General features: G+C 71.5%; 12 protein-coding genes and 2 pseudogenes. 3 read left to right on the top strand and 11 right to left on the bottom strand.

Features of this window, described 5'->3' with window-relative positions; all coding sequences use genetic code 11:
* Window positions 1-73: 73 nt before the first annotated feature.
* The 3 genes and pseudogenes from NLX86_RS25510 to NLX86_RS25500 form a co-directional block, all read right to left on the bottom strand.
* Window positions 74-1297, bottom strand: a complete 1224-nt coding sequence (locus NLX86_RS25510) for a TerD family protein (protein WP_254374124.1) — start codon at window positions 1295-1297, stop codon at window positions 74-76.
* A 56-nt stretch (window positions 1298-1353) separates the two neighbouring features.
* Window positions 1354-1575 (bottom strand): hypothetical protein, encoded by a 222-nt coding sequence (locus NLX86_RS25505; protein WP_254374123.1) that lies wholly within the window; start codon window positions 1573-1575, stop codon window positions 1354-1356.
* A gap of 43 nt (window positions 1576-1618) precedes the next feature.
* A pseudogene (locus NLX86_RS25500) lies at window positions 1619-2107 on the bottom strand (NAD(P)-dependent oxidoreductase); the annotation flags it as partial.
* Here NLX86_RS25500 and NLX86_RS34820 point away from each other — a divergent pair.
* Both NLX86_RS34820 and NLX86_RS25490 read left to right on the top strand, forming a co-directional pair.
* A pseudogene (locus NLX86_RS34820) lies at window positions 2105-2360 on the top strand (dihydrodipicolinate synthase family protein); the annotation flags it as partial. The pseudogenes NLX86_RS25500 and NLX86_RS34820 overlap by 3 nt on opposite strands.
* 241 nt (window positions 2361-2601) lie before the next feature.
* Window positions 2602-4059 carry an NCS2 family permease gene (locus tag NLX86_RS25490; protein WP_254374122.1) on the top strand — a complete coding sequence of 486 codons (1458 nt, stop codon included), beginning with the start codon at window positions 2602-2604 and terminating at the stop codon, window positions 4057-4059.
* A 24-nt stretch (window positions 4060-4083) separates the two neighbouring features.
* Here the strand turns inward: NLX86_RS25490 and NLX86_RS25485 are convergent, their stop codons facing one another.
* The 6 genes from NLX86_RS25485 to NLX86_RS25460 all read right to left on the bottom strand — a co-directional run bounded on the left by NLX86_RS25485 (window position 4084) and on the right by NLX86_RS25460 (window position 10250).
* On the bottom strand, window positions 4084-5529 hold the full coding sequence (locus NLX86_RS25485) for a penicillin-binding protein 2 (RefSeq protein ID WP_254374121.1): 1446 nt from the start codon (window positions 5527-5529) through the stop codon (window positions 4084-4086).
* A gap of 82 nt (window positions 5530-5611) precedes the next feature.
* A complete protein-coding gene (locus NLX86_RS25480) occupies window positions 5612-6304 on the bottom strand; it encodes a response regulator transcription factor (RefSeq protein ID WP_254374120.1) in 693 nt (230 codons plus the stop codon).
* Complete coding sequence (locus NLX86_RS25475) at window positions 6301-7590, bottom strand: sensor histidine kinase (protein WP_254374119.1); 1290 nt, start codon at window positions 7588-7590, stop codon at window positions 6301-6303. Before NLX86_RS25475 ends, NLX86_RS25480 begins: the two co-directional genes overlap by 4 nt.
* Complete coding sequence (locus NLX86_RS25470; RefSeq protein WP_254374129.1) at window positions 7587-8528, bottom strand: hypothetical protein; 942 nt, start codon at window positions 8526-8528, stop codon at window positions 7587-7589. The genes NLX86_RS25475 and NLX86_RS25470 overlap by 4 nt, the downstream gene beginning before the upstream one ends.
* 456 nt (window positions 8529-8984) lie before the next feature.
* A complete protein-coding gene (locus NLX86_RS25465; protein ID WP_254374118.1) occupies window positions 8985-9476 on the bottom strand; it encodes a GNAT family N-acetyltransferase in 492 nt (163 codons plus the stop codon).
* Between the two features lie 3 nt (window positions 9477-9479).
* Window positions 9480-10250 (bottom strand): IclR family transcriptional regulator, encoded by a 771-nt coding sequence (locus tag NLX86_RS25460; protein WP_254374117.1) that lies wholly within the window; start codon window positions 10248-10250, stop codon window positions 9480-9482.
* A 129-nt stretch (window positions 10251-10379) separates the two neighbouring features.
* Between NLX86_RS25460 and NLX86_RS25455 the strand changes: the two genes are divergently transcribed.
* On the top strand, window positions 10380-11912 hold the full coding sequence (locus NLX86_RS25455) for an aldehyde dehydrogenase (NADP(+)) (RefSeq protein WP_254374116.1): 1533 nt from the start codon (window positions 10380-10382) through the stop codon (window positions 11910-11912).
* Between the two features lie 27 nt (window positions 11913-11939).
* Here NLX86_RS25455 and NLX86_RS25450 read toward each other — a convergent pair whose 3' ends face one another.
* Both NLX86_RS25450 and NLX86_RS25445 read right to left on the bottom strand, forming a co-directional pair.
* Window positions 11940-12233, bottom strand: a complete 294-nt coding sequence (locus NLX86_RS25450) for a hypothetical protein (RefSeq protein ID WP_254374115.1) — start codon at window positions 12231-12233, stop codon at window positions 11940-11942.
* Entirely contained in the window at window positions 12220-12573 is a 354-nt protein-coding gene (locus tag NLX86_RS25445; protein WP_254374114.1) for an AbrB/MazE/SpoVT family DNA-binding domain-containing protein, read from the bottom strand. The genes NLX86_RS25450 and NLX86_RS25445 overlap by 14 nt, the downstream gene beginning before the upstream one ends.
* Window positions 12574-12625: the final 52 nt, after the last annotated feature.

Genomic DNA, 12625 nt, shown 5'->3' with positions numbered 1-12625 from the left:
GTTCGTCCGTCAGATCTGCACGCGCCACAACACAAGATCATTTCACAGGCGAGATCCACTTTCGCAACAGGCCCTAGAGCGCCTGCGCCGCGGGCTTGACCATGCCGCGGACCGTGCGCGACTTCGCAAAGTCGCCCATCGCCGTCATTTCCCACTCGCCGGAGAACTGTTTGATCAGCTTGGCCATCATCACGCCGGTCTGCGGCTCGGCGCCGGTCAGGTCGAAGCGGACCAGCTCCTCGCCGGTGCCGGCGTCGATCAGCCGGCAGTAGGCCTTGGCGACCTCCGTGAACTTCTGGCCGGAGAAGGAGTTGACCGTGAAGACCAGTCCGGTCGCCTCCGCGGGCAGCCGGCCGAGGTCGACGACGATCACCTCGTCGTCCCCCGCGCCCTCACCCGTGAGGTTGTCCCCGGAGTGCTTGATGGAGCCGTTGAGGATGGACAGCTTGCCGAAGTAGCAGCTGTCGAGGTGGTTGCGCTGAGGGCCGTACGCGATGACGGAGGCGTCGAGGTCGATGTCCTTGCCGCGGAAGGCGGGCTCCCAGCCGAGGCCCATCTTGACCTGGGAGAGCAGTGGGCGGCCGCCCTTGACGAGGGAGACGGTCTGGTTCTTCTGGAGGCTGACCCGGCCCTTGTCGAGGTTGATCTTGCCGGTGGAGGCCGACGCGGCCGCCGGTGCCTGCGGGGCCGCCGGGGCGGAGGGGGTCACCGGGGCGGAGGGGGTCACCGGGGCGGCGACCGGAGCCGGTGGCGCCACGGGGGCGGGGGCGGGCGGCGCTGCCGGGGCCGCCGCGGGCTCGTCGACCGAGACTCCGAAGTCGGTGGCGATGCCCGCCAGGCCGTTGGCGTATCCCTGACCGACCGCGCGCGCCTTCCAGGCGCCGCCGCGCAGGTAGACCTCGACGACCACGAGCGCGGTCTCGGCGCCCAGCTGCGGCGGGGTGAACGTGGCGAGCACGCTTCCGTCGTCGGCGTTGCGGATGGTGGCCGTGGGCTCGATGCCCTGGAAGGTCTGCCCGGCGGCGTCGGGGCTCGCGGTGACCACGATCTTCTCGATGCCGGGCGGGACGGCGGCCGTGTCCACGACGATGGCGTCGGGGGCCGCGCCGCCGCCGGACCGGTAGGTGACTCCGGCGCCCGACGGCTGGTTGTAGAAGATGAAGTCGTCGTCGGAGCGCACCTTGCCGTCGGCGGTGAGCAGCAGGCCCGACACGTCGAGCCGCACGGGGGCGGAGACGTCCACCGCCACGCGGGCGGCGGACAGCGGGATGTTCGAGCCGGGGGTCATAGCGGTCATGCCCCGGATAACGACCGAGCCCGCTTTGCCGTTCCCTTACCGTCGCCCGGACGGGTTCACCGGCGGTTGCGCGGGTGGTCGCGAGCGGTGCGTTCGTTGCCGTGCTTGTACGCGCCGGTCCACCGGGCCATCACCAGCTGGCCGTCGCCGGACTCCACCTCGGCGAGGAACCTCTCCGCCCGTGCGCCGCGCAGGGTGCCCGCGGCCCGTTCCTGGTGGGTGATGACGACGGTCCCGTCGCGGTGCTGTTCGTACGTGAATCCGTAGGGCCGTGGCATGCGGCTCACTCTGGACCGTGCCGGCCGGGCCCGGCAAACGGATTTACCACATCGGCGGGTGGGTGCAGAAGTGGCCGCCGAGCTGGGCGTGGTCGGGGTTGGCAGGGTCGAGTTCGCCCTGCTCGGCGATGAGCTTTTCGGCGTACTGCTCGGAGTCGTCCTGCGATTCGTAGCCGAGCGCCCGTGCGGTCGAGAGGTCCCACCACAGGCGCGTGTGGGCGGAGGAGCCGTAGACGACGGTGTGGCCGACGTCCTCGGCGGTGAGCGCAGCGTGGAAGAGCCGCGCGCCGTCGCCCGGGCTCATCCAGACCGAGAGCATGCGCACCGAGCTGGGCTCCATGAAGCAGGAGCCGATGCGGACGGAGACGGTCTCCACGCCGTGGAGGTCCCAGTAGAGCTGGGCGAGATCCTCGCCGAAGCATTTCGACAGCCCGTAGAAGGTGTCGGGGCGGCGCGGGGTGTCGATCGGGATCAGCGCGCTCGAGTCGAGCGGGGGCTCGCCCTGCGGGCGCGGGGTGAAGCCGACGGCGTGGCCGCCGCGACCTCGGTCGACGTCATCGTCTACCAGCGCGACAACGCGGTCTTCACCCCCGAGACCGTGGTGGAACTTGCCAAGGTCCCCGGCATCATCGGCCTCAAGGACGGACACGGCGACCTCGACCTGATACAGCGCATCGTCGGCGCCGTCCGGACCGAACTGCCCGAGAGGGACTTCCTCTACTTCAACGGCCTGCCGACCGCCGAACTGACCGGCCTCGCCTACCGTGGCATCGGTGTGCTGCTCCGTTTCGGAGCCGGGGCGTACGAAGTGGCCCAGATCGAGCCTTCGGATGGAGGTGTCGGCAGCCATCGGCCCATCCTGGCACGGCACGCGACCTCACCGGGCGGCTCCGCCCCGGCAGTTCGGGTGTCCGGGCTGATAGCCCGGGCGGCCCAATGCGTTGCACAACGAAAAGCTGAACCTGGCCTGCGGCGGCAACAATCCAGCTACCCAGCGACGGATCATCTCGCCCATCGAGGAGAGCCATGTCAGGTCAGGCCCCGGACAAGGCCGCACCACTGCCGCCAAGCGCACCGCCCCGGAACGCGGTCGACCGGTACTTCCGGATCACCGCACGCGGCTCCACCTTCGGACGCGAGGTACGCGGCGGCTTCGCCACGTTCTTCACCATGGCCTACATCCTGGTGCTCAACCCGATCATCCTCGGCAGTGCCGAGGACAAGTTCGGCGCCCAGCTGTCCGGGCCCCAGCTCGTCACCGCCACCGCCCTGGTGGCAGCCGTAATGACCGCGATCATGGGTCTCGGCGGCAATCTGCCGCTCGCCCTTGCCGCCGGGCTCGGCCTCAACGCCGTCGTCGCCTTCCAGATCGCGCCGCTGATGAGCTGGGCCGACGCGATGGGCCTGGTTGTCCTCGAAGGGCTGCTGATCTGCGTCCTCGTCGTCACCGGACTGCGCGAAGCGATCATGCAGGCCATTCCGCAGTCCCTCAAGCAGGCCATCAGCGTAGGCATCGGCCTCTTCATCGCCTTCATCGGCTTCATCGCCGCCGGCTTCGCCTCCCGCATCCCCGGCGACACCGGCACCGTCCCGGTCCAGCTCGGCGCGGCCGGTCGGCTGTCCGGCTGGCCGGTGCTGGTCTTCTGTCTGGGTGTCCTGCTCACCGTCGCGCTGCTGGCCCGCAAAGTGAGGGGCGCGATCCTCCTCAGCATCGTCGCCATGACCGTCCTCGCGATCGTCATCAACGAGATCGCGGACATCGAGCCGATCGCCTGGGGCCTGACTGTCCCGGCGGTCCCGGACGACGTCGTCGCGGCCCCCGACCTCGGGCTGGTCGGCTCGTTCAGCCTGTTCGGCGCGTTCGAGCAGGTCGGTGTGATCACCCTCGTCCTGCTGGTGTTCACCCTCATCCTCAGCGACTTCTTCGACACCATGGGCACGGTCGTCGGCGTCTCCAACGAGGCCGGCCTCCTCGACGAGAGCGGCAAGGTCCCCAACCTCGGCCGGGTCCTGCTGATCGACGGTGCGGCGGCAGCAGCGGGCGGCGCGGCGTCCGCGTCCTCCAACACCTCGTACATCGAATCCGCGGCCGGCGTCGGTGAAGGCGCGCGCACCGGCTTCGCCTCCCTCGTCACCGGAGTGCTCTTCGCCCTCGCGCTCTTCCTCACCCCGCTCGCCACGGTCGTCCCCGCCCAGGCGGCGGCGCCCGCGCTGGTCGCGGTGGGTTTCCTGCTGATGACGCAGGTCCGCCATATCGACTGGGAGAGGTACGAGGTCGCGATCCCCGCGTTCCTCACGATCGCGGTGATGCCGTTCACGTACTCGATCACCAACGGCATCGGCGCGGGCTTCATCGCGTACGTCGTCATCAAGACGGTGCTGGGCCGGGCCCGTGACGTCCACTGGCTGTTGTGGGGGACCGCGGCACTGTTCGCCGTGTACTTCGCGATCGACCCGCTCGAGCAGCTGCTCGGCGTGAACTGAGCGGTGCCCCTCGCACACGACGGCCTACCTCAGTGCCGCCTCCATCATCTTCTGCGCGACCGGCGCCGCCAGTCCGTTGCCACTGACCTCCGACCGCGCCGCGCCCGAGTCCTCGATGATCACCGCGACCGCGACCGTCTTGCCGTTGCCGTCCTTCGCGTAGGAGGTGAACCAGGCGTACGGCGTCTTGCTGTTGCCCACGCCGTGCTGCGCCGTGCCGGTCTTGCCGCCGACCTCCATGCCGCTGATCCGCGCGTTGCTGCCGGTGCCGTCCTCGACGACGGTCCGCATCGCGCTGCTCAGCTGCTCGGCGGTCGACGCGCTGACGATCTGCTCGGACTCCGGGTCCTCGAAGCTCTGCAGCGTGTTGCCGTCGGCGTCGGTGACCTCGGAGACCATGTGCGGGGCCTTCAGCTCACCGCCGTTGGCGATCGCCGCCGAGACCATGGCGATCTGCAGCGGGGTCGCGGTGACCTCGAACTGGCCGATGCCGCTGTAGGCCGTGGACGGCTGGTCCATCCCGGACGGATAGATGCTCTTGGCGGCCCGTACCGGCACATCGAGCTTGTCGTCGTTGAAGCCGAACTCCTCCGCCGTCGCCCGGACCTTGTCCTCGTCGAGGTCGACCGCCAGCTTCCCGAAGACGTTGTTGCAGGAGAACTGCAGAGCGGTGCGCAGCGTCGCGTTCTCGCAGGGCGCCGACTTGTTCTCGTTCTCCAGGACCCTGCTCGTGCCGGGCGGGCTGTACGGGTCGGGGCTGTCTGTCGGGGTATCCACGGACGCGTACAGCCCGTCCTCCAGCGCCGCGGCCGCGACCACCAGCTTGAACGTCGAGCCGGGCGGCAGCGGCTGCCGCAGCGCCCGGTTCACCAGCGGCTTGTCCTCGTCCTCGGTCAGCTGCTGCCACGCGTCCCCGTCCGTACTCCCGGCGATCTTCGAGGGGTCGTACGACGGCGTGCTGGCCATGGCGAGGATCTTCCCGGTGTCGGGGTCGAGGGCGACGGCGGCCCCCTTCTTGTTGCCCAGCGCCTCGTAGGCCGCTTTCTGCACCACCGGGTCGATGGTGGTGAGCACGTTGCCGGGATCGGCCCGCTCGCCGGTGATCAGGCCGAGCGGGTTGCTCAGCCTGCTGTCCGAGCCGTCGAGCACGTCCTGGTAGATGCCTTCGAGCTGGGTCGCCCCGAAGACCTGGGAGCTGAAGCCGGTGACGGCCGAGTACAGCTCGCCGTTCTCGTACGTCCGCTGGTACGCGAAGTCGCCGCTGTCCGTCCTCTTCGATCCGGTGACCGCTTCCCCGGCCACGATGATGTTCCCGAGCGGCTGCGCGTACTTCGCGATGGTCGTCCGCCGGTTGTGCTTGTCGTCTGCGAGGGCCTCGGCCTTGTACCCCTGAACCCAGGTGACCCGCACCAGCAGGGCGAGTATGAGCAGCAGAGAGAAGACCGAAGCGCGCCTGATCGTCTTGTTCATCCCGCAGGAGGGACGAGCGGGCGGCGGGGCGGAGTTCCGGTTGGTCCCGGTTCTCAGGACTTCTTCATCAGCCCGGGGGGATTCAGCCCGGCGTGATGAAGCCGGACTCGTACGCCGCGATCACCGCCTGCGTGCGGTCGCGGGCCCCGGTCTTCGCCAGGACCGCCGCGACATGCGTCTTCACCGTGGCCGCACCGACCCCGAGCCGTCCGCTCATCTCCGCGTTGGACAGGCCCGTCGCCATCAGCCGCAGCACATCGGCCTCCCGCTCGGTGAGCCGGGCCACCCAGGGGGCGGCGGCCGCCGCCTGCCGCTTCCCGTACGCGGCGGCCAGGCCCCGGACGGCGGCCGGGAAGAGCAGCGAGTCGCTGCGGGCAACCAGCCGGACCGCCCCGATCAGCTCTTCGGCGCCGGCGCGCTTGAGCAGGAAGCCCGCGGCGCCGGCGCGCAGCGCGTCGTACACGTAGGAGTCGTTCTCGAACGTGGTGACCACCACGATGCGCGGCGGCTCCGGGAGCGAGCCGAGGATCTGCTCGGTGGCCCGGATGCCGTCGATCTCCGGCATCCGTACGTCCATCAGCACGACGTCCGGGCGCAGCTCCCGCACCACCGACACCGCCTCGGCGCCGGTCGCGGCCTCCCCGACGACCTCCAGGTCCGGTTCGGCGGCGAGGATGACCCGCAGGGCGGTCCGCACCATCCGCTCGTCGTCGGCGAGCACGATACGGATGCTGCCCCCGCCGAGTGCGCCGCCAGGTCCTGTCCGGGGGCTCATCGCGTGCCCCCGAGCGGCAGCCGGGCGGTGAGCCGCCAGGCGCCGTCCCGCGGGCCGGCCTCCGTGTGGCCGCCGAGCAGCGCGGCCCGTTCAGCCGCGCCGCGCAGGCCGCGGCCGCCGGTGGTCCGTGGGCCGGTCGCCCGTGCCGCCGGGTCCGTGCGGCCGGGCAGTGGATTGGTCATCGTGATCTCCAACTCCTCGCCGGTCACGGCGATCCGCAGTTGCACCGGCGTCGCCCCGCCGTGCCGCAGGGCATTGCTCAGCCCCTCCTGGACGATCCGGTACGCCTCCCGGGACACGACCGGGGGGAGGGCCGCCCAGCCGTGGCCGGCCTGTTCGGTGACAGTGACGGTGACGGTCACGCCGGCGCCTGCCGCGCGGGTGCGGTCCAGCAGACCGTCCAGGTCGGTGGCGAGTGTGGGGGCCGGGGCGGTCTCGCGGGCCTCGTCGCCCTCACGCAACAGCCCCAGTACGGCGTCGAGTTCCCCGACTGTACGCCGGGTGGTGTCCTCGATGGCGGCCAGCGCCTCCCGTACGAACTCCCGGTCCGCCGGGCGGTCGCTGTCCAGCACCCGGCGGGCCGCGCCCGCCTGGAGGGTGACGGCGCTCAGCGCATGGCCCACCGAGTCGTGCAGTTCGCGGGCCAGCCGGTTGCGCAGGGCCAGGTCGGCGGCCCGCTCCTCGGCGGCGGCCAGCCGGTCCGCGGGCGTCGGCCCCAGCAGTACGGGTGCCAGGCGGGCCAGCAGCGCGCCCGCGCCGGCCGCGCAGGCCGCCAGCGCCAGCAGGGACGCGACGCCGATCACCGGGGCGAGGACGAGCCCGGCCGGGGTGCCGAAGAACTCGGGCAGCCCGAGCCGGGAGTCGCGCAGCCCGGCGAAGAGCGGCAGCACGATCAGCACCACCGCCATCGGCGGAAGGGCGAGGGTCGTACCGCTGACGAGGGCGCCGAGCCCGACGTGCAGCGTGTACCAGGCCGAGGTCCGCAGCCGGGCGGCCCTGGACCGGGCGGGCCCGTCGGCCAGTTGCTCCGCCGGCACCCCGCACATGGCGCGCACCGCCGCCACGGACATCGGGCGGGTGAGCGGGAAGAGGGCGCTGACCGCGGCGAGCGGCAGCGCGACGGCGTACGCGCCCAACTGCAGCGGCAGGGAGCTGAACACGTTCTGGTCCTCGGTGAACGGCCCGACGACGACCGAGCCGACGAGGAAGTACGGCATCAACAGCGCGCCGCCGAGGATCAGATGGACCCAGCGCAGCCGGGCCCGCGCCCCGAGCAGGATGGTCATGGGTTCCGCCGGGCCGCCGCTGCGCGCTCCGCGAAGAAGTAGGCGCCGATCGTGACCACGAGCATCCCGACGATCATCTGCGCAGAGTACGTCAGGTTCATCAACTGGGTGGGGTTCTCGGCCGGGTCGTCGCCGCCGACCGATGCGGTCAGCATCCAGCCGCCCCAGCAGGCCAGAGCACTGGAGCCGAGCCAGGCCATCGCGAGTGGCGCCTTCAGCGGGAGGGCACGGCCGCGGCGGAATGCGAGCATCAGGACGCCCGCGACCGTGAGGGCGGCGAACAGGACAAACACCGCTTCGAGGGCGTAGAAGTCGCTGGTACGGTCCTCGATCCGGGCCTCGCCGAGACCGGCGGTGCCGCCGCACGCCCACAGCATGTGCATGGCGGCGGGCAGCAGTGCGAGCACCGCCGCGGCCACGGCGGCGGCCTGCTGAGCGGGGCGGGTGGGGCTGCTCGGCAGCTCCCGCATCCTGCCGCTCCACAAGTGGCCCCAGCGGTCCCGGGCGTACAGCACGAACAGTGTGCCGAGGGTGAGGCCTTGGATGATGAAGCCGGGGTAGACGACGGCGAAGACCCATTCGTCCAGGAAGGGTTCGCGGCCGTTGTTCGACGCGGTGGCGACGGTGCCGCCGAAGGCCCGGACCAGCAGCTGGAGCGGGTAGCCGGTCATGATGGGGGCGAGCAGCCCGGTGGCGAACCACATGGGAAGTGCCGGCAGCCAGGCCGGCACGCGCCGGCCCCAGGCCTGGGTGAGCAGCAGCGCGAGCACGATGACGCACGCGTCCATGAGGACGGTGACCCCGTTGGCGACGATCATGCCCATGCGGTGGTCGAGCAGCACGCTGCCTTCGGGGATGCCGATACGGCTGCCGGCGATCCAGGCGATCTTGAGCGCCAGGTACGGCACGCAGGAGGCGATGGCGACCGCCCGCAACACGCCACGGGCGCGTCCGGCGCGACCGGCCCCGTCCGGGCGCGGGCCCGGCCCTGGCCGGGAGTCCGGCTCTTGCCCGGAGTCCCGCCCCTGGCCGACAGGGTCCGTATCCGCCCGGCGGTAGGCCGCGGTGTCCGTGCCCGTGGGGGCGGCGCCTTGGCCGAGGGCGGGCGCCGAGTTCGTGGATGGGTCCGCGGCCGCGGGCATGTGCCCACGCGGGAGCGCCGCTGCGGCGGCGTTCGGCTCGGCGGCGGGGACGGGGCGGGGGGAATCGGGCTGGGTCATGGGTCCACCCTCCCCGGCGGAGCCGCCCCGTACGTCCTGCGCTGCGACGATCCCCCTCCGCCGTGCGGCGGAGGGACCCCTCAGCCCAGCGGGGTGAGTACGACCTCCGCCCGGGCCGGTGGGCCCCTCAGCCCAGCGGGGTGAGTACGACCTCCGCCCGGGCCGGTGGACCCCTCAGCCCAGCAGGGTGAGGACGACCTCGTCGATCTCCTCGCCGCGCGCGTTCGCGAAGCCCTTGTCGTGTCCCGTGACCACGAAGCCGGCCTTCTCCAGCACCCGGATCGAGCCGGTGTTGTCGGCCGCGGCGCGGGCGTGCAGCGGGCGGTCCGGTACGAGCGCGAGCAGCGCCCGCAGCGCCCCCGTGGCCACCCCGTGGCCCCAGTGCTCGCGCCCGATCCAGTACGTGACCTCGCGCTCCTCCGGCGGGCCGAAGACCGCCGCATGCCCGACGATGATCTCGCCGTCGCTCTGCGGACCCGCCCCGACGACCGTGCGTACGGTGACCTCGGGGTTGCCCCGGACCCGCGCCCAGTGCGACGCGAAGTGCCCTCGGTCCGCGGGGTCCTCGTGGGTGAAGGCGGCCATGTGGTTCGCCACCGGGTCGTTCAACTGGCCGAAGAAGGCCGGCAGATCGCTGTCGCGCACCTCGCGCAGGGAGATCTCCACCGGTCAGAGCCTGCGGGTCGCGAGGGTCAGGCGGTCGCGCGCGTCGAACAGCGCGTCCTTGATCATCTGCTCGTGTGCGGGCGTGAGCCGGGCCACCGGGACCGAGCAGCTGATCGCGTCCCGCGCCGGGGTGCGGTAGGGGATCGCGATGCCGAAGCAGCGCAGCCCGAGGGTGTTCTCCTCGCGGTCCACGGCATAGCCCTGCTCGCGGACCGTGTGCAGCTCCTCGATGAGCTTCTCGCGGTCGGTGATGGTGTGCTCGGTCAGCGGGTGCAGGGTCTCCGGCAGCATCTTGCGGATCTGCTCGTCGGTGTACGTGGCGAGCAGCGCCTTGCCGAGCGAGGTGGAGTGCGCGGGCAGCCGGCGGCCGACCCGGGTGAAGGGCCGCAGATAGTGCTGGGACTGGCGGGTGGCCAGGTAGACCACGTTCACGCCGTCCAGCCGGGCGAGGTGGATCGTCTCGGTGGTGTCGTCGGAGAGCCGGTCCAGAGTGGGGCGGGCGGCGGTGACGACCTCGTCGCCGTCGATGTACGAGGTGCCGACCAGCAGGGCGCGTACGCCGATGCCGTACCGCGTGCCGGTCGCATCCGTCTCCACCCAGCCCAGCTCGACCAGGGTGCGCAGCAGCATGTAGAGGCTGGACTTGGGGTAGCCGACGGCTTCCTGGACGGCCGCGAGACTGTGCATGCCGGGCCGCCCGGCGAAGTACTCGAGCAGCTCCACCGTCCGCACCGCGGACTTGACCTGTGCCCCACCCGTATCCGCAGTCGTCATTGCCCTTGCCCCTCTTGTCAACGCAGAACGCCCGGAAATAGAGTCCCCAACAATATTCATCATCAGGAACTCTGTTCAGAATACCGAACGACTCCTGGTGGGTGGCAGAGGAGCCGGGAGGAACCCGCGGTGACAGCAGCACCAGTCTGGAGTCACGACCCCCGAACCGGGAAGCCGCGCGAGCAGGTTGCAGTCGAATCGACACACCGGGAAGTGGACCAGGCGGTGCGCGCCGCGCTCGCCGCCCGGGGCGCGCTCGCCGACCGTACGGTACGCGCCGCACTGCTGCGCACGGCCGCCGACCTCCTCGACGAGGCCGGCGAGCACGTAATCGAGGCGGCCGACGCCGAGACGGCCCTCGGCCCCGGCCGGCTCACCGGCGAACTCGGCCGCACGACCTACCAGTTGCGGGCCTTCGCCGACATCGTCGAGGAGGGCGCGTTCCTCGACGTGCGCATCGACCACGCCGACGACACCCTCACCCCGCCGCGCCCCGACCTGCGCCGCTACAAGGTGCCGCTGGGCGTGGTCGCCGTCTACTCGGCCAGTAACTTCCCGCTGGCTTTCTCGGTACCCGGCGGCGACACCGCCAGCGCGCTCGCCGCCGGCTGCCCGGTCGTCGTCAAGGCACACCCCGGCCATCCCGCGACCTCCGAGCTGTGCGCTTCCGTACTGCGCCGGGCCGCCGCCCGGGTGGGGCTGCCGGAGGGCGTGGTGTCGGTCGTCCACGGCTTCGACGCGGGCGTCGAACTGGTCCGGCACCCGCTGGTGTCCGCCGCCGGATTCACCGGTTCCGTACGCGGCGGGCGGGCCCTCTTCGACGCCGCGGCCGCCCGGCCCGTACCCATCCCCTTCCACGGCGAACTCGGCTCCCTCAACCCGGTCGTGGTGACCGAGGCCGCCGCCGCCGAGCGCGCCGAGCAGATCGGCGCCGGGCTGGCCGGCCCGATGACGCTGGGCGTCGGGCAGTTCTGCGTCAAACCGGGCCTCGTGCTGGTCCCGGCGGGGGCGGACGGTGACCGGCTGGCCAAGTCGCTCACCGACGCGGTCAGCGAGACCGAGGCGGGCGTGCTGCTCGACCACCGGATGCGCGACAACTTCGTCGCCGGGGTACGGGAGCGGGCCGCGCTCCCCGGGGTGGTGGCCCCGGTCACCCCGGGCGCGGGCGGAGAGCACACCGTCGGCGCCGGGTTCCTGACCGTAGCGGCGCGGCGCCTGGCCGAGGCGGGCCCGCACGACCTGCTCCTGGAGGAGTGCTTCGGGCCGGTCACCGTGGTCGCGCGCTACCAGGACGAGGCCGAGATCACCGCCGTACTCTCCCGGCTGCCCGGCAACCTCACCGCCACCGTCCAGCTCTCCGCCGCCGAGGCGGAGGGAACCGAAGGCCGCGGCGCCGAACTCCTCGCCGCACTCACCCCGCTCGCCGGCCGGGTCCTGGTCAACGGCTGGCCCACCGGCGTAGCCGTCGCCCCGGCCCAGCACCACGGCGGCCCCTACCCGGCGACCACCTCCACCGCCACCTCGGTCGGCGGCACGGCCATCGAACGCTGGCTGCGCCCGGTCGCGTACCAGAGCACACCGCAGCCCCTGCTCCCGCCGGAGCTGCACGACGACAACCCACTGGGTGTGCCGCGGCGTATCAACGGCCGGGCGGAGAGCTGAGCCGCGCCCCCGAGCCCGGACGCCCGGTCAGGGACGGGTGAAGACGGAATGTGTCCCGATCCGACGCCACACGATGTGCGGCTCCCCCTCGTGCACGGGCTCGCCATAGTGGAACGTGGCACGTCCGTCCGGGGCCCACGACATTTCCCAGACGTCGTCGAAGCCCTGCATCTTCTTCACTCGCAGTCCCCGGCGGAATCCTGATCCGGTCTTGAGATCGGCGACGAACTGCGTGACAGCGACGAGGAACGCCGCTTTCTGGGAAGCGGTGAGATTCTTCCAGTCCCGCAGAAAGTGGCTCAGCGTCTCATACGTCGGCACGCTTCACGATCTCCCCGAGATCGATGCCGGCGTCCTCCGCGAGTGTCCGCAGGAAGGCGTCCCCGTCCTGGTGAACCTCGCCTCGTTCGCCTTCGGCAAGCGACTCATCCACCTCGCGCTCCTTGGCCTGCCATTCGGGCGACCAGAACCATGCCTGGTCGTCAGGAACCACGGATGCCGGAGTCAGCACGATCCGACCGTCCTCTACCGCCACGACCAGCTGGTCACCCTCCTGGAGGTCCAGCTGATCCCTTATGTCCTGCGGGATGGTGATGACGCCCTTCTTCCGCAGGGGGGTAGCCACGAGGTGCGGCCTGCGCCGCCGCTTGACAGTCGCCATACGGCAAGTCTACCTGGCAGACTTTCTTTCCGGCGCACCAAGGTTTCCCGAC

The sequence above is a fragment of the Streptomyces sp. A3M-1-3 genome (assembly GCF_024213665.1).
GTDB lineage: Bacteria > Actinomycetota > Actinomycetes > Streptomycetales > Streptomycetaceae > Streptomyces.
This window is presented reverse-complemented; position numbering and strand designations above follow the sequence as displayed.